Origin of the sequence: Pseudomonas fluorescens, assembly GCF_030344995.1 — a bacterium.
Classification (GTDB): Bacteria; Pseudomonadota; Gammaproteobacteria; order Pseudomonadales; family Pseudomonadaceae; genus Aquipseudomonas; species Aquipseudomonas fluorescens_BF.
Genome location: NZ_CP128260.1, coordinates 2,394,512 through 2,411,222, shown reverse-complemented (window position 1 = coordinate 2,411,222; position 16,711 = coordinate 2,394,512). Strand labels below are relative to the sequence as shown.

12 protein-coding genes are annotated in these 16,711 nt (G+C 62.2%); 5 read left to right on the top strand and 7 right to left on the bottom strand.

The features are described 5' to 3' along the window. Nucleotides 1–9: 9 nt before the first annotated feature. From QR290_RS10870 to QR290_RS10845, 6 genes are all read right to left on the bottom strand, one after another. A complete protein-coding gene (locus QR290_RS10870) occupies nt 10–636 on the bottom strand; it encodes a response regulator transcription factor (RefSeq protein WP_289204882.1) in 627 nt (208 codons plus the stop codon). Between the two features lie 107 nt (nt 637–743). Continuing rightward, a complete protein-coding gene (locus QR290_RS10865; RefSeq protein ID WP_289204881.1) occupies nt 744–1,178 on the bottom strand; it encodes a chemotaxis protein CheY in 435 nt (144 codons plus the stop codon). A gap of 109 nt (nt 1,179–1,287) precedes the next feature. Then, on the bottom strand, nt 1,288–2,004 hold the full coding sequence (locus tag QR290_RS10860) for an MgtC/SapB family protein (RefSeq protein WP_064594791.1): 717 nt from the start codon (nt 2,002–2,004) through the stop codon (nt 1,288–1,290). 55 nt (nt 2,005–2,059) lie between these two features. Next, on the bottom strand, nt 2,060–4,759 hold the full coding sequence (mgtA, locus tag QR290_RS10855; RefSeq protein WP_289204880.1) for a magnesium-translocating P-type ATPase: 2,700 nt from the start codon (nt 4,757–4,759) through the stop codon (nt 2,060–2,062). 603 nt (nt 4,760–5,362) lie between these two features. After that, a complete protein-coding gene (locus QR290_RS10850; protein WP_289204879.1) occupies nt 5,363–6,700 on the bottom strand; it encodes a lysine N(6)-hydroxylase/L-ornithine N(5)-oxygenase family protein in 1,338 nt (445 codons plus the stop codon). A 136-nt stretch (nt 6,701–6,836) separates the two neighbouring features. Then, nucleotides 6,837–7,319, bottom strand: a complete 483-nt coding sequence (locus QR290_RS10845) for a sigma-70 family RNA polymerase sigma factor (RefSeq protein ID WP_011333322.1) — start codon at nt 7,317–7,319, stop codon at nt 6,837–6,839. A gap of 319 nt (nt 7,320–7,638) precedes the next feature. Between QR290_RS10845 and QR290_RS10840 the strand changes: the two genes are divergently transcribed. The 3 genes from QR290_RS10840 to QR290_RS10830 are packed head-to-tail and all read left to right on the top strand — an operon-like array spanning nt 7,639 to nt 12,187. Continuing rightward, nucleotides 7,639–8,811, top strand: coding sequence for an efflux RND transporter periplasmic adaptor subunit (locus tag QR290_RS10840; protein WP_289204878.1), 1,173 nt, complete (start codon nt 7,639–7,641; stop codon nt 8,809–8,811). Continuing rightward, nucleotides 8,812–10,785, top strand: a complete 1,974-nt coding sequence (locus tag QR290_RS10835) for a MacB family efflux pump subunit (protein WP_289204877.1) — start codon at nt 8,812–8,814, stop codon at nt 10,783–10,785. It abuts the gene before it with no gap. 7 nt (nt 10,786–10,792) lie between these two features. Continuing rightward, on the top strand, nt 10,793–12,187 hold the full coding sequence (locus QR290_RS10830) for an efflux transporter outer membrane subunit (protein WP_289204876.1): 1,395 nt from the start codon (nt 10,793–10,795) through the stop codon (nt 12,185–12,187). Nucleotides 12,188–12,246: 59 nt separating this feature from the next. Here QR290_RS10830 and pvdP read toward each other — a convergent pair whose 3' ends face one another. Continuing rightward, the gene (gene pvdP, locus QR290_RS10825) at nt 12,247–13,857 is read right to left on the bottom strand and encodes a pyoverdine maturation tyrosinase PvdP (RefSeq protein ID WP_115077185.1); all 1,611 of its coding nucleotides are present in this window, start codon (nt 13,855–13,857) and stop codon (nt 12,247–12,249) included. A gap of 198 nt (nt 13,858–14,055) precedes the next feature. Between pvdP and pvdM the strand changes: the two genes are divergently transcribed. Both pvdM and pvdN read left to right on the top strand, forming a co-directional pair. Beyond that, nucleotides 14,056–15,426, top strand: coding sequence for a pyoverdine-tailoring dipeptidase-like protein PvdM (gene pvdM / locus QR290_RS10820; RefSeq protein WP_289204875.1), 1,371 nt, complete (start codon nt 14,056–14,058; stop codon nt 15,424–15,426). Further along, nucleotides 15,423–16,703: a pyoverdine-tailoring periplasmic protein PvdN gene (gene pvdN, locus QR290_RS10815; RefSeq protein ID WP_289204874.1), complete on the top strand. Its 1,281-nt coding sequence runs from the start codon at nt 15,423–15,425 to the stop codon at nt 16,701–16,703. Before pvdM ends, pvdN begins: the two co-directional genes overlap by 4 nt. Nucleotides 16,704–16,711 lie beyond the last annotated feature (8 nt).

Below are 16,711 nucleotides of genomic sequence, written 5' to 3'. Positions count from 1 at the left end.
GGCAACCGTTCAAAGCAGGCCGTTGCGTTTGACAAACTCTCGCAAGACCACCAGCGAGCTCACTCCAAGTTTCAGCATCAGGCGAGTCTTGTAGGTGCTGATGGTTTTATGACTAAGGTTCATCTCCAGAGCAATCTGCTTGTTGGACTCGCCTTCGGCCAGCTTCAGCAAGATCTGCATTTCGCGAGTGGACAGACAATCAATCGAATCTCGTTCATCGCGATGCGCTTCGGTTTGCCCGGCATTGACCGCAGGCATTTCCGGGAAGTAGCTATAGCCCGAACGGACGGCCTTGATTGCATTTTGCAAATGCTGCATCGAGGCGGACTTGGCGACAAAAGCCATCGCCCCCGCACGTCGGCAGCGCATCAGATAGTGTTCAGGATCGGCCGAGGTGAAAATCACCACCTTGCAGACCAGCCCGACGGCTCTGATGCGCGCCAACACCTCCAGACCACCGAATCCTTTGAGCTTCAGGTCGAGCACGACCAGTTCCGGCGCGTGCTCTCGGAGCATTGGCACTACATCAACACCGCAGGTAGTCACGTGAATCGGTTGGTAACCCGCCGATTCCAGAACCAGGCGAAGAGCACCCACCACCACCGGATGATCATCGACGATCAATGCTGAACCCATGACCACTCCCGAGGCGAATACATGCCATGACGCCGCCGATCTTGCATGGACGGGACTATTGGTAGCTGCGCTACAACTGTTGCACGGTGTGCACGCTGGATCACCTGTCAGATCTGACAGTTGTGCGATAGAGCGATCTGTGATCGAACACGCGATGAGCACCCAGACGAAGCCTCGACCGAGGTCATCAGCTGCTCGAGGGCGCAGATTGAAGGCAGAGGCGCAGGGCTGGTGATGATCTTTGCGCCAAAGCGCCCGGGAACCCCTGAGGCGTCCGTCGGTTCACCGTAGACAAGCGCCCGCCGGATTTGCGGATGATCAAACAGGAAACCACGAAGATCCGCCATCCCGTCCGCCAGTTCGGCATTGATCACCAGGACATCGAATGGCTCACAGCCGTAATCGACCAGCGTCAACAGTTCGGCAAGGTTTTGCACCGGGGCAATGCGGTAGTAATCGAGGCCATTGAACAGGCGCTCGATCTTCATCCGGTGAAAGTGCTGCAAGTCGGCGATCAGGATGCGCAGGGTTTTGTCGGTCAACGTGAAAGTCCGGGTAGTCGCTTCAAGTGGCGGCAAGACTACCCAAGCGCCGGGGCGTACTCTGTAGGACTTTTCCGAAAAATAACGTCACTCATCCGGATAAAAAAAGTTACTCCGTGGTACTCGGACTCCAGAACGCCTGCACCACCAGTGCGGAGGTCGAGATTCGCGCCACCAGCGCATCCAGTTCATCACCGTCCACCGAAGTCGTCGCCAGCGTGGCTTCGATCTCGATTTCATCGGCACCGAAGGCATGTACATCGACATCGCTGGCCGGGTAGTTGCTGCGCTCAAGCTCGGCTTCAAGCAAGGCGAACACGGCTTTCTGCTGCGAGCGCCGGGCGATGACGTAAACGATGTTGGTGACTTCCGCAGAGACCACATCGAGCGGCTGACGATTGATGTTGTTGACGATCGGCCGCAGCAAGGTGTTGGCGGCGAGCACGAACAAGGTGCCCAGCACCGCTTCGGCCAGCAGGTCGGCACCGGCACAGGCACCGACGGCCGCCGAGGTCCAGAGCGTGGCGGCGGTGTTGAGCCCGCGCACGTTGCCCTCTTCGCGCATGATCACCCCGGCACCGAGAAAGCCGATACCGGAGACCACATACGCGACCACCCGCACCGCGCCTTCGGCACCGGCCAGACGGTTGGCCATGTCGACGAAAATCGCCGCGCCGACCGCCACCAGCACGTTGGTGCGCAAACCCGCCGTACGTTGCCGGTACTGACGTTCGAAGCCGATCAGGCCGCCCAGGATGAAGGCCGCGCTGAGGCTGACCAAAGTGTCGAGCAATGAGGTGAGGTTGAGATTGTTGATCGCTTGCATGTCGAACTCCTTGAAACCGCCCCCCCTTGCTCCCACAAGGGGGGAATCTTGCCTGTTACTGCCAGCCGAACCGACGGATGTAGAAGCCTTTCACGGCCTGAGTCAGTGCCATGTATGCCAGCAGGATCACCGGCAGGAACACGAAGTACATCGACGGCAGCGCCTGCAATTTGAAGTAGTGCGCCAGCGGTCCCATCGGCAGGAAGATGCCCACGGCCATGATGATTGCGGTCATCACCAGCAACGGCATGGCCGCGCGGCTTTGCAGGAACGGAATCTTCGGCGTGCGGATCATGTGCACGATCAGCGTCTGGGTCAGCAGCCCCACGACGAACCAGCCGGACTGGAACAGCGTCTGGTGATCCGGGGTGTTGGCATCGAACACGTACCACATCAAGGCGAACGTTGTGATGTCGAAGATCGAACTGATCGGGCCGAAGAACAGCATGAAGCGCCCGACGTCCCCCGGCTGCCAGCGCTGCGGCTGTTTCAGCATCTCGTCGTCGACGTTGTCGAACGGGATTGCGATCTGCGAAATGTCATACAGCAGGTTTTGCACCAGCAGGTGCATCGGCAGCATCGGCAGGAACGGAATGAACGCGCTGGCCACCAGCACCGAGAACACGTTGCCGAAGTTCGAGCTGGCCGTCATCTTGATGTACTTGAGCATGTTGGCGAAGGTCCGGCGCCCTTCCAGCACGCCCTCCTCCAGCACCATCAGGCTCTTCTCCAGCAGGATGATGTCAGCGGCTTCCTTGGCGATGTCCACCGCGCTGTCCACGGAAATCCCGATATCCGCGGTGCGCAGCGCCGGGGCGTCGTTGATGCCGTCGCCCATGAACCCGACCACGTGGCCGTTGCCCTTGAGGATGCGCACGATGCGTTCCTTGTGCGACGGCGTCAGCTTGGCGAACACGTTGGTGGTTTCCACGGCCACCGCCAGTTCCGCGTCGCTCATGTGTTCGATGTCGTTGCCCATCAACAGGCCTTGCTGAGCCAGGCCCACTTCGCGGCAGATCTTGGCGGTCACCAGTTCGTTGTCGCCGGTCAGCACTTTCACGGCCACGCCGTGCTCGGCCAGCGCCTTGAGCGCTGGTGCAGTACTTTCCTTCGGTGGATCGAGGAACGCCACGTAGCCGATCAGCGTCAGTTCCTGCTCGTCGCTCAGGCTGTAGGTGTCGCGCCCTTGCGGCATCGACCGGGCCGCCACCGCGACCACGCGCAAGCCTTCAGCGTTGAATGCTGCGGTGACCTGACGGATTTTCGCCAGCAATTCATCGCTCAAGGCTTCGTCGACTTCACCGTGACGAACCCGGCTGCACACCGAAAGAACCTCTTCCACCGCACCTTTGCAGATCAGTTGATGCGGCTGGCCGCGCCCTTCGACCACCACCGACATGCGCCGACGGTTGAAGTCGAACGGAATCTCGTCGACCTTGCGAAATGCCGTGCCGACCTTCAGCTCGCGGTGGATTTCCACGTGTTCCAGCACCGCCACGTCCAGCAGGTTTTTCAGGCCGGTCTGGTAGTAGCTGTTGAGGTAGGCCATTTCCAGCACGTCATCGGAGTCTTCGCCCCAGACGTCGACGTTGCGCGCCAGAAAGATCTTGTCCTGAGTCAAAGTGCCGGTCTTGTCGGTGCACAGCACGTCCATGGCGCCGAAGTTCTGGATCGCATCCAGGCGTTTGACGATGACTTTCTTGCGCGACAGGAACACCGCGCCCTTGGCCAGGGTCGAGGTAACAATCATCGGCAGCATTTCCGGGGTTAGGCCCACGGCAATCGACAGCGCGAACAGCAGTGCTTCGGTCCAGTCGCCCTTGGTGAAACCGTTGATGAACAACACCAGCGGCGCCATGACGAACATGAAGCGGATCAGCAGCCAGCTGACTTTGTTCACCCCTTGCTGGAACGAAGTCACCGCGCGATCAGTCGCCCCGACCCGCTGCGCCAGCGCACCGAAATAGGTGCTGTTGCCGGTGGTGAGAATCACCGCTACCGCCGTCCCGGACACCACGTTGGTACCCATGAACAGGATGTTGTCGAGCTCCAGCGGATTGCGCGTATCGCGATCGGCCTGACGCGGGAATTTCTCCACCGGCATCGACTCGCCGGTCATCGCCGCCTGGCTGACGAACAGGTCCTTGGCGCTGAGCACCCGGCAATCGGCAGGAATCATGTCGCCGGCCGACAGCACGATCAGATCGCCGGGCACCAGTTGCTTGATCGGCAACTCAGCACGCGGCGCGTCCCGGCGCAGCACGGTAGCGGTGTTGCTGACCATCGCCTTGAGCGCATCGGCCGCCTGATTGGATTTGCTTTCCTGCCAGAAGCGCAGCAGCGTCGACAGCACCACCATCGAGAAAATCACGATGGCGGCCTTGAGGTCTTCGGTCAGCCACGAGATCACCGCCAACAGGGTCAGCAGCAGGTTGAACGGGTTTTTGTAGCAGTGCCACAGGTGGGTCCACCACGGCAGCGGTTGCTCGTGCTCGACTTCGTTGAGGCCATGCTGTGCGCGCAGCACATCGACTTCGAAATCGGTGAGGCCGTCGGTGTGGGTGCCGAGGTTCGACAGCAGCACGCCGCTGTCGCAATGGGCGGCGTCCACCAGTGTATTGGCCAGGGTGGGCGGCACTTCACGGCTGACCGTGGTGTCGCTGAGGGTTTCCAGCAAGGCCAGGCGACGGAAGTGCCGGGCGATGTGGCGGGTCCGCAGGAAGCCTGCGAAAAATTCCTTGAGCGTAAGTTTCATGGCTGTTGCCCCTATGGTCAGCCGGGAAACCGTCGAGCAGGTACGTCCTCGTCCTGGGCACCGGGAAACCGGCACGGCAAGGCGTGGCGCGCCGGTCAGAAAAGACAGGCGTGTCGATAGGGCTGCAATGACGACGATAAAGTCGACTTCACAGGCTTTTCAGTGTCGATGAGAAGGACGTCGGGACATGACCGGGATCGGTCATGATCGGGATGCCGCTGCTCGCTGTTCGGCGAGACAACGGCACAAAGGAATGCGCGTTATCTTGCCGAGAATCCGCCGGTTACAAGGACCGGCCGACAACTGTCACTCGAACAAGTACCCACTGTGGGTCTCCGCTATTGATGAAAACGCGCGAAGCTTACGCCCCGATGTCTGGAGAGTAAACCCGCAAAAGGAAGTGTGTCGGGGAATGTGGCGGGTGTTCAGGAAGGGTTCAGGATTGAGTTTTTGCGGTGTACTTGAAGGCCGCTTCGTCGGATCGCCGCCCGGACCAAGCCCGCTCCCACAGGGGATCTTCATTGAACACAGATTTTGTGGTCAGCAGAGATCCAGTGTGGGAGCGGGCTTGCCCGCGAAGACGATTTGGCAAACGCCGCAGGTTTAGCTGGCAGTCGCCAACAACAGATCCGCCATCGAACGGCTGTGCCCACGGTTCTTGCCATGCTCATACAGCGAGCCGGCAATCTCGTCCGCGCGGATCGGCAGGATCGACAGCAGTGTGTCGCTCAGACCGTGGCTGGCCTGACAGAAGCCCTGCATGTACAGACCGGCCTTGCAGCGCTCGTCGGTGATCAGCCGGTAATTGCGGTCGACCTCGAAGTCGCCCAGGTACTCTTCCAGCGGCGCGAGCAGTTTGCGGTGCATCTGACGCTCGTAACCGGTGGCCAGCACGACCGCGTCGTAGGCACGCACAGTGACTTCGCCAGTGGCGTTGTTGCGCACGGTCAGTTCGATACCGCGTTCGGTGGCGGTGGCTTTCTCGACAGTGGTCAGGGTGCGGAACGCATGGCGGGCAACACCGGAAACTTTCTGGCGATAGAAGATGCCGTAGATGCGCTCGATCAGGTCGATGTCGACCACCGAGTAGTTGGTGTTGTGGTACTCGTTGACCAGACGCTCACGCTCGCTGCTCTTCTGCTGGAAGATCAGGTCGGTGAACTCCGGCGAGAACACTTCGTTGACGAACGGGCTGTCGTCCGCCGGTTTCAGGGCGGAGCCGCGCAGGATCATGTCGACCTGCACCGACGGGAACGAATCGTTCAGGTCGATGAAGGCTTCCGCCGCGCTCTGCCCGCCACCAATGATCGCGATGCTCATTGGCTGGTTGTTGATGCACGGCTGCTTGGCCATCTCGGCCAGGTACTGCGAGTGATGGAACACCCGGCCGTCGCCCTTCAGCGCCTTGAACGCCTCGGGAATGCGTGGCGTGCCGCCGGCGCTGACCACCACCGAACGCGCGGTGCGCACGAACTGCTGGCCTTCGGTATCACGGGAAATCACCCGCAGCGCTTCGACCTGATGGTTGTGCAGCACCGGCTCGATGGTCAGCACTTCCTCGCCGTAACGGCTCTGTTCGGTGAACTGCCCGGCCACCCAGCGCAGGTAGTCGTTGTACTCCATGCGGCACGGATAGAACGTACCGAGGTTGATGAAGTCGACCAGGCGGCCGTGGTGCTTGAGGTAGTTGACGAACGAGTACGGGCTGGTCGGATTGCGCAGGGTCACCAGATCCTTGAGAAAGGAAATCTGCAGCTCGCTCTGGGTCGACAGGGTGTTGCCGTGCCAGCTGTAGTTGGGCTGCTTGTCGAGAAACAGCACATCCAGTTCGCCCTGGGTCGGGCCGCGCTCTTGCAGAGCGATGGCCAGCGCCAGGTTCGAAGGGCCGAAACCGACGCCGATCAGGTCGTGAACGATGGGCGATGCAATTGCCTGTGTCATTTCCAGTGTCCTCTGGATGTACCCCCGAATTCATCGGGGACGAAAAGCCTGAGTGACCTGACCGGCCTTGAGCAGGACAGCAGATCGTCTGTTGAGTAGGAACGAGGACAGTGAAAAAAAATTTAACGGCGACAGCTCAATGGGCATCCCATTGTTTGATGCGCAGGCGGCAATGCTTCATCGCATTGACGATGTGCTTTTCCACCAGAGCCTTGGAAATGCCGAGGTGTTGTGCGATTTCGGGGTGTGACAGGCCTTCGATCTTGCGCAGCAGAAAACTTTCGCGACACAGCGGCGAAAGTTCTGCCAGGGCACGCTGGAGCATTTCCAGTCGCTGACCGTGATCGAAGGTGTTGTGGGGGGATGGGGTGAAATAGCGCTCTTCGCTGTCGAGCACTTCAAGCGATTCGACCTGACGCAGGGCATTGCGCCGATGATCGTCAATCACCAGGTTCAGGGCAGTGCGATAGAGAAATGCCCGAGGCTGCTCGATCGGCGTTTCGCTGGATCGCTCCAGCACCCGCAGATAAGCGTCATGCACCACGTCTTCGGCCACCTGACGGTTGCCAAGCCTGGCGTTCAGGAAACACACCAACTCGCGATAGTAGTTTTCCAACATGATTCCCCGCCGCAACGTGCGGTTTCGATCCTTGAGCCAGATCCGCTACTGTCGAAAAAGACAATGGCACGATAGTGGCAAATTCAGATGCGTAATTTATAGTAATTCTCATATAGATTTAAAGCGCTGTTTCGGTTTGCCCGACAAATTGTCTGGGTCTATACCTGTTACCGCGTTTTTCAGCGCCTAAATTCCCCGCTTCGTTTCTCGTTTAACCATCAGCTCCCCGTGTCTGTCGCGCCCTGCGACAGCGTCCGGCCGTGGCCCGCTTGCGGCACCCGGCGGACGACGGGCCGACTCACACTGGCCGGAACCCTGCATGAAACGTCCCCGTCCCGCCCGACGCGCCCTGCTCGTAGCCCTTTGTCTGATCCCCGTAATTGCCGTTGCTGCCTGGCAGGTCCTGCCGCCCGGCCGTGACCAGTTCGCCACCGTCCAGGTCGGCCGTGGCGATATCGAGAGCAGCGTAACGGCTCTGGGCACCCTTCAACCGCGACGCTATGTGGATGTCGGCGCACAGGCATCGGGGCAAATCCAGAAGATCCACGTCGAAGTCGGTGACGTGGTCAAGGAAGGCCAGCTGCTGGTGGAAATCGACCCGTCCACGCAGAAGGCCAAACTCGACGCCGGGCGTTATTCCATCGAAAACCTCAAGGCGCAATTGCAGGAGCAAAAAGCCCAGCACGAACTGGCGCAGCAGAAGTACCAGCGCCAGCAGAATCTCGCCGCCGGTGGCGCGACCCGCGAAGAAGACGTGCAGACCGCCCGCGCCGAACTGAAAGCCACCCAGGCGCGGATCGACATGTATCAGGCGCAGATCCGCCAGGCCGAGGCCAGCCTGCGCAGCGATCAGGCCGAACTCGGTTACACGCGCATCTACGCGCCGATGACCGGCACGGTGGTCGCCCTCGATGCACGTGAGGGCCAGACCCTCAATGCCCAGCAGCAGACGCCGCTGATCCTGCGCATCGCCAAGCTGTCGCCAATGACCGTGTGGGCCGAGGTGTCGGAAGCCGACATCGGTCACGTCAAGCCTGGCATGACCGCCTACTTCACCACCCTCAGCGGTGGTCACCGGCGCTGGAGCAGCACCGTGCGGCAGATCCTGCCGGTGCCGCCCAAACCGCTGGACCAGACCAGCCAGGGTGGCGGCAGCCCCGCCAGCACCAGCAAAAGCGGCAGTGCCCGCGTGGTGCTGTACACCGTGTTGCTGGACGTCGACAACGCCGACAACGCGCTGATGGCGGAAATGACCACGCAAGTCTTCTTCGTCGCCCACCAGGCGCAAAACGTGCTCACCGCACCGGTTGCCGCGCTGCAAGGCAGCACCACCGCCAACCTGCAGACCGCGCAGGTGATCGCCGCCAACGGCAAGATCGAAACCCGCGAAGTGCGCACCGGCATCAGCGACCGCTTGAAAGTGCAGATTCTCGAAGGCCTCAACGAGGGCGATCATTTGGTGATCGGCCCGGCCACCGGCAGCGGAGGTTGAATGCAGACGCCTCTGATCGACCTGCAGGACATCCGCAAATCCTACGGTGGCGGCGACGCGCCCGAAGTTCATGTCCTGCGCGGTATCGACCTGTCGATTCACGCCGGCGAATTCGTGGCGATCGTCGGCGCCTCCGGTTCCGGCAAGTCGACGCTGATGAACATCCTCGGCTGCCTCGACCGGCCGACCACCGGTGAGTACCGCTTCGCCGGGGAAAACGTCGCCGGCCTGGACACCGACGAGCTGGCCTGGCTGCGTCGCGAAGCCTTTGGTTTCGTGTTTCAGGGCTACCACCTGATTCCGTCCGGCTCGGCCCAGGAAAACGTCGAGATGCCGGCGATCTACGCCGGCATATCCGCCGCCGAACGCCACGCCCGCGCCGCCGCCCTGCTCGACCGCCTCGGCCTGGCCTCGCGCACCGGCAACCGACCGCATCAACTTTCCGGCGGCCAGCAGCAACGGGTATCGATTGCCCGGGCCTTGATGAACGGCGGCCATATCATCCTCGCCGACGAGCCCACCGGCGCCCTCGACAGCCACAGCGGCAAAGAGGTCATGGCGCTGCTCGACGAACTGGCGAGCCAGGGTCACGTGGTGATCCTCATCACCCACGACCGCGAAGTGGCGGCGCGGGCCAAGCGCATCATCGAGATCCGCGACGGCCTGATCATCAGCGACAGTGCCCGGGACAATCCCGAGGCCCAGACCACCGCCAACCCCGGCGCGTTGCAGGCCGTGGACCTGCGCCAGCGTCTGACCGAAGGCGCCGAAGCCACAGGTGCCTGGAAAGGCGAGCTGGTGGACGCACTGCATGCCGCCTGGCGGGTGATGTGGATCAACCGTTTCCGCACGGCACTGACCCTGCTCGGGATCATCATCGGCGTGGCATCGGTGGTGGTGATGCTCGCGGTCGGCGAAGGCAGCAAGCGCCAGGTCATGGCACAGATGGGCGCCTTCGGTTCGAACATCATTTACCTCAGCGGCTCGGCGCCCAACCCGCGCACACCGCCCGGCATCGTCACCCTTGATGACGTCGCCGCGCTGGCCAGCCTGCCGCAAGTCATGCGGATCATGCCGGTCAACGGTTCAGAAGCCGGCGTGCGTTTCGGCAACGCCGACTACCTGAGCTATGTGGGCGGCAATGACACCAACTTCCCGGCGATCTTCAACTGGCCGGTGGTTCAGGGCAGCTACTTCACCGAGGCCGACGAGCAGAGCGCGGCGGCCGTCGCGGTGATCGGGCACAAGGTGCGCACGCGGTTGCTCAAAGATGTCGCCAACCCCATCGGCCAATACATCCTGATCGAGAACGTGCCGTTCCAGGTGGTCGGCGTGCTGGCGGAAAAAGGTGCCAGCTCCGGCGACTCCGACAGCGACAACCGCATCGCCGTACCCTACTCCGCCGCCAGCGTCCGCCTGTTCGGCACGCGCAATCCGGAATACGTGGCGATTGCCGCTGCCGATGCGCGCAAGGTCAAGGAGACCGAACACGCCATCGAGCAACTGATGCTGCGTCTGCACAACGGCAAGAAGGATTTCGAGCTGACCAACAACGCCGCGATGATCCAGGCCGAGGCGCGCACGCAAAACACCCTGTCGCTGATGCTCGGTTCGATTGCCGCGATTTCGTTGCTGGTCGGTGGCATCGGCGTGATGAACATCATGCTGATGACCGTGCGCGAACGCACCCGCGAGATCGGCATCCGCATGGCCACCGGCGCTCGCCAGCGCGACATCCTGCGCCAGTTCCTGACTGAGGCGGTGATGCTCTCGGTGGTCGGCGGTATCGCCGGCATCGCCCTGGCGCTGATCGTCGGTGGCGTGCTGATTCTCAGCGAAGTCGCCGTGGCATTTTCCTTGATGGCGGTGCTCGGTGCCTTTGGCTGCGCCCTTGTGACCGGTGTTGTCTTCGGCTTCATGCCGGCCCGCAAAGCCGCCCGGCTCGACCCGGTCACGGCCCTTACCAGTGAATGATCGATCTATGAAACCGCGCCTCAGCCTGTTGACCGTATGCCTGTTGCTCAGCGCCTGCGGCAGTCCCGTCCAGCGTCCGGACAGCGGCGTGCAGCCGCCCGCGACCTGGCAATCGCCCCACCTCGACAACCGTGCGCGCGACGAAGCGCGCTGGTGGACCCGGTTCTCCAGTCCCCAACTCAATCAATTGATCGGGCAAGCCCAGGTCGGCAGCTACGACCTGGCCGCCGCCATTGCCCGGGTGCGTCAGGCCCGCGCCGACACCGTCATCGCCGGCGGTTCGCAGTTGCCCGAAGTGCAAGCCACGGCCAATGCCAATCGGCAGAAGCTGTTGCGCGGCAACGGGTACAGCCAGCTCGATGCCAACAACAGCAACAAAGCCGTGGATTATTTCGACGCCGGCCTGAGTGCCAGTTACGAAATCGATTTCTGGGGCGGCAACCGGGCCTCCCGGGACAGCGCCCGGTTCAGCCTGCAAGCCAGCGAATTCGACCGGGCCACGGTGGAGCTGACCCTGCTCAGCAGCGTAGCCAACAGTTATGCGCAAGTCCTGTCGCTGCGCGAACAGAGCCGCATCGCCGAACTCAACCTGACCAACGCGCAAAACGTCCTGCAACTGGTGCAGACCCGCTTCAATGCCGGCTCCGCCACCGCACTGGAACTGGCCCAGCAGAAAAGCCTGGTGGCGGCGCAGCAACGCCAGTTGCCCACCGTGCAGCAACAGGCCGAGGACGCGCGGATCAGCCTCGCCGCCCTGCTCGGCCGTCCCGTGCAGCAACTGCCGCCCAGTGTCGAATCGTTCGAGCAGATGCAATGGCCGGAGATCGCCAGCGGCGTGCCGAGCGATCTGCTGACCCGGCGCCCGGACATCGCCCGCGCCGAAGCGCAACTGGCGGCGGCCGAGGCTGACGTGACCGTTGCCCGCGCGGCGATGCTTCCCAAGCTGACCCTGACCGCCAACCTCGGCTCGGGTGCCAACCAGATCGGCGACGTGCTGCGCAGCCCGTTCTATAACCTGACCGGCGGCCTCGTCGCCCCGATCTTCAACAACGGCCGCCTCGGCGCCGAACGCGACAAGGCCAGGGCCCGCCAGGACGAGCTGTTGCAAACCTATCGCGGCGCGATCATCAATGGTTTTGCCGACGTGGAAAAAGCCCTCAACAGCATTCGCGGACTCGATGAGCAACGGCAGTGGCAGACCGAAGAACTGAATCAGGCCCAGACCGCCTTCAACATCGCCCAGAGCCGCTACCAGGCCGGGGCCGAAGATCTGCTGACGGTTCTGGAAACCCAGCGCACGCTCTACGCAGCACAGGATCAGAACGTGCAACTGCGCCTGTCGCGGATGCAGGCGAGCATCGCGCTGTACAAAGCATTGGGAGGCAGTTGGGAGATTCGCTGAAGCACTGATTCGCACAAACGGAAAAGGATCGCAACCTGACACAGGTTGCGATCCTTTTTTTATGCCTTGGCTTTCAGGTTGCGCGCATACCACGGCCGTTGCGGCACGCGGCGGAACAGCGCGGCGAGTTTTTTCTCGTCATTGAGAAAGGTGATGCGCAGCGCCAGCTTCATGGTTTCCGGGTCCATCTCCACGGTCTTGCCGACCTGCAGGCCCGGCGTGGTGCTGCAACCATGGGTAACCGGCCCCAGCCACGGATCATCGACCTCCACCCAGCGACCCGGAGCAAACCAAGGCACGCCGTTGACCACCAGGCGCGAAACCTCGCCCGGATGGAAACGCTCGTGGGCGCGGAACCAGTCTTCGATCCGGTCATCGATCCAGCCATGGAAATGCCAGAAGGCCGGGTTGACGTGGGAGGAGAACGGATCGCCGAGAAAATCATTCTGCGGGCCAAACCAGCGTTGCGCGAAATCCGCCGGATCCCGGGCGAACGGCACCGGCTGGCCGTTGGACGGATCACGCGGCACCGAAGCCCAGCGCATGTGCAACCAGTCGTGCAGTCCCAGCTCCACTTCGGAGCCGAACTGGCCCAGGGTGAGTCTGGCCAGATAGGCCGGATCGCGGTACTGCGACTCCCAGACCTGGAAGTTGCTTTCGTAAGTCTCGGCGGTCTTGATATCGCTGACCCACTGGCTGTATTCGTTGTCACCGTCGGCCAACCAGGTCGGCGGCAGGGCCGTGCCGTCATGGTTGTCGAAGTAGCGGGCGAAGCCGGCGCGGTCGCGGATCAGCTCCGGCTGCGGCAACGGAAAATACTCCCAGGACGGCAGATCCTGCATCGAGCGTGCAGTGCCAAGCATGTGCCGGTGCATGAAGAAGAAATCGACACCCGAGCCATTGCGATCCTTGCGCGGCCCACGAGCATCGCGCTCCTTGTCCCGTGGCCCCGGCTGCCAGCCGATGCCGCGCAGGGCTTCACGCTTGTCCTCGGGCAAGGTGTGCCACTTGTCCCGGGTCGCATGCCACAGCTGGTGAAACAGGCGATGCTCGGGCGAGATCAGCCAGGCCAGCAAGGTCGGATTCAGCGGTGTGCGTTCGCGGGCCTCGGGAAACAGCCGCTTGACCGCGACGAAACCGTTATCCTGCGCCGGCAAGGCCAATGGCCGATCTAGGCGCAAGGCCTTGCCACTGAGGGTGCCGCTACCGGCATTGCCGAAGTCGGCCCAGACCTCGTCAAGGATCATTTCCAGTTCATAGTCGATCCGGCCGTCGGCACTGATCAGACGCCAGCTCAGCTTCGCGGCATCAGCACCGGCAAGATCGCCAAGAATTCGGTAACGAGGTGTTTCGCCGGAGCGCAGACGCGCCGGCGTGTCGAGAAATCCGCAGACACCCCGGCCTTTCTGGCCGATGTCGAGAAACACCTGCAAGCCATTCGCCGGCAGCCCTTCAAGGCCCGCGTCACGGCCTTCGAAACGGATGTCCCAGACCCCGCGCAAGGCATTCGCCAGGCGTTGCCCGGCGACGTCGGCGACGTCGAAAGACGCCTCGCCGGGGGTGATCGTCGGATCCGGCTTCGTCCATTCACGATGCCCAAAATAAGCCGCAGGCACAGCAGCGCCGGTCAGCGCCAGGCCTGCCATGAACCATCGTCGAGAAATCTTCATTGCCCTACCTGTGTCAGCCATGAAGCAGGCTTTATCCAAGCTAGAACGTTTGTTGCGGCGGCAAATTTAAGCGCCCGTCACCCCAGGCTTATCGACCCCGCCCCGCCCCACTAAATTTCCACGGTTGCCAGTCGTTCTTCCCAGATAGCAAAGGCCCTCGCGCCTGCACCTCGATGGCGAACCTGACTGAGATTGGCAATGACAAAACCACGTTCGAAAAAGGCTCTTTTCATCGGCCTGCCGCTGGCTCTGGCGATCACCGCCGGTGCTGGTTTCGCAGTCTGGGAACACTGGTTCAAGGACGATCTGGGCTACCCGGTCAAAGTCGTCAAGCAGGCCGCCGAACTGCACGAGCGCATGCTGTCGTTCGACAGCCACATCAGTCTGATGCAGAACTTCGGCACCGACGGCAACGAGGCCGACAAGGACGGCAAGGGTCAGTTCGACCTGGCCAAGGTCAACCGTGGCCAGCTCTCCGGCGCGGCGCTGACCATCTTCGGCTGGCCGGAAATGTGGAACGGCCCTGACGCGCCGCACAAACCTACCGCCGGGTTCATCGACGAGGCGCGCAACCAGCAGGAAATCCGCTACAGGATCATCTCCGGCATGGTGCGCGACTTCCCCAATCAGGTCGCCATCGCCTACACCCCGGACGACATGCGCCGCCTGCACGGCGAAGGCAAGTTCGCCATCTTCATCAGCATGCTCAACGCCTACCCGCTGGGTCACGACCTGAACCTGCTGGACCTGTGGACGGCGCGCGGCATGCGCATGTTCGGCTTCAGCTACATCGGCAACAACGACTGGGCCGACTCGTCGCGCCCGCTGCCGTTCCTCAATGATTCGCCGGACGCCCTCGACGGTCTGTCGGACCTGGGCAAGCAAGCGGTCAAACGCCTGAACGACCTGGGCGTGATCATCGACGTGTCACAGATGTCGACCAAAGCGCTGGAGCAGGTTGCGCAACTGAGCCGCACCCCGCTGGTGGCCTCGCATTCGGCACCGCGGGCAATGGTGGACATCCCGCGCAACCTCAGCGACAAGGAAATGCAACTGATCAAGAACACCGGCGGCGTGGTACAGATCGTGGCGTTCTCGCAATACCTGCGCCCGCTGACCCAGACCACCCAGGACCGGCTCAACGAACTGCGCAAAGAGTTCGACCTGCCGCCCCTGCCGAACCTGGCCATGGCCCTGATGCCGGGCGATCCGATCATTTCCGCATGGACCGAGCAGAAGTTCGGGCTGTACGCCAGCCGTCTCTACGCCATCCTCGAAGACGAACCGAAAGCCAGCCTGAAAGACCTGGGCGACGCCATCGAATACGCGGTGCGCAAGATCGGCATCGACCATGTCGGCATCAGCTCCGACTTCAATGAAGGCGGCGGCGTCAAAGGCTTCGAAAACGTCGGCGAGATCCGCAACGTCACCGCCGAACTGCTGTCGCGCGGCTACTCCGAAGCCGACATCGCCAAGCTGTGGGGCGGCAACTTCCTGCGGGTCTGGGATCAGGTCGAGAAAGCCGCCAAGCCGGCCCTGGCCACTGCACGGGAAGCGGCCAAGCCATGAGCAATCGTCGCGAGTTTCTGAAACAGGCCGGAATGCTGGCTGCCGCATTGCCGCTGGGCGCCAGTCTGCCAGCGATCGCCGAAGCGGCAGCCGCACCCGCTGCGTCCGGGGATAAATGGACGCAATTGCGGCAGCTGTTCGATCAGGATCCGGCGTACCTGCACTTCTCCAACTTCCTGATCACCACTCACCCCAAACCGGTGCGCGAGGCCATCGAGCGCCATCGCGCCGCCCTCGACAAGAACCCCGGCCTGGCCATGGACTGGGACCTGGGCGTGATCGAAGAGCGTGAGGAAAACGTGCGGGTCTGGGCCGGTCGCTACCTGCAGGCCAATCCGAAGCAGATCGCCCTGACCGGCAGCACCACCGAAGGCCTGACCATGATCTACGGCGGCGTGCATGTGCGCCCCGATCAGGAAATCCTCACCACTGCCCACGAGCACTACGCCACCCACACGATCCTGGCCCTGCGCAAGGAGCGTGAAGGCACCAAAGTGCGCAAGATCCGTCTGTTCAAGGATCCGAACACGGCGACCAAAGCCGAGATTCTCACCGCCATCGACAGCAGCATCCGCCCCGAAACCCGGGTGCTGGGCATGTGCTGGGTGCATTCGGGCAGCGGCATGAAACTGCCTATCGGCGAGATCGGCGCCATCGTCGACAAGCACAACCGCGGGCGCAGCGATGGCGACCGGATCATCTACGTGGTGGACGGCGTGCACGGCTTCGGCGTGGACAACCTGAGTTTCCCGGACATGAACTGCGACTTCTTCGTTGCCGGCACCCACAAGTGGATGTTCGGCCCTCGAGGTACCGGCATCGTCTGCAGTCGTTTCGAAGAGGTGAAATATGTCACGCCGATCACCCCGACCTTCTCCGAGGCCACGGCGTTTTCCACCACCATGACCCCCGGTGGCTACCATTCCTTCGAACACCGCTGGGCGCTGGACGAAGCCTTCAAGCTGCACCTGCAACTGGGCAAGGCCGAGGTCGAGGCGCGCATTCACGCCCTCAACAGCTACCTGAAAAAACGCCTGCTGGAACACCCGCAGATCGAACTCGTCACGCCACTGAGCCCGCAGCTGTCCGCCGGTTTCACGTTCTTCCGGGTCAAGGGCAAGGACTGCGACAAGATCGCCGCGTTCCTGATGCAGAACCGGGTGGTCGCCGATGCCGTGGAGCGCGATGTCGGACCGGTGGTGCGCTGCGCACCGTGCCTGCTCAACGACGAAGGCCAGATCGACCGTTTCATTAAACTGCTGGCGACCCAGCTGTAGGCGCCTGC

Excerpts from the sequence above, each read along its gene's own strand:
- QR290_RS10870 (WP_289204882.1), bottom strand. The coding sequence starts at position 636 with ATGGGTTCAGCATTGATCGTCGATGATCATCCGGTGGTGGTGGGTGCT.
- QR290_RS10860 (WP_064594791.1), bottom strand. The coding sequence starts at position 2,004 with ATGCAAGCGATCAACAATCTCAACCTCACCTCATTGCTCGACACTTTG.
- mgtA (WP_289204880.1), bottom strand. The coding sequence starts at position 4,759 with ATGAAACTTACGCTCAAGGAATTTTTCGCAGGCTTCCTGCGGACCCGC.
- QR290_RS10850 (WP_289204879.1), bottom strand. The coding sequence starts at position 6,700 with ATGACACAGGCAATTGCATCGCCCATCGTTCACGACCTGATCGGCGTC.
- QR290_RS10845 (WP_011333322.1), bottom strand. The coding sequence starts at position 7,319 with ATGTTGGAAAACTACTATCGCGAGTTGGTGTGTTTCCTGAACGCCAGG.
- QR290_RS10840 (WP_289204878.1), top strand. The coding sequence starts at position 7,639 with ATGAAACGTCCCCGTCCCGCCCGACGCGCCCTGCTCGTAGCCCTTTGT.
- QR290_RS10835 (WP_289204877.1), top strand. The coding sequence starts at position 8,812 with ATGCAGACGCCTCTGATCGACCTGCAGGACATCCGCAAATCCTACGGT.
- QR290_RS10830 (WP_289204876.1), top strand. The coding sequence starts at position 10,793 with ATGAAACCGCGCCTCAGCCTGTTGACCGTATGCCTGTTGCTCAGCGCC.
- pvdP (WP_115077185.1), bottom strand. The coding sequence starts at position 13,857 with ATGAAGATTTCTCGACGATGGTTCATGGCAGGCCTGGCGCTGACCGGC.
- pvdM (WP_289204875.1), top strand. The coding sequence starts at position 14,056 with ATGACAAAACCACGTTCGAAAAAGGCTCTTTTCATCGGCCTGCCGCTG.
- pvdN (WP_289204874.1), top strand. The coding sequence starts at position 15,423 with ATGAGCAATCGTCGCGAGTTTCTGAAACAGGCCGGAATGCTGGCTGCC.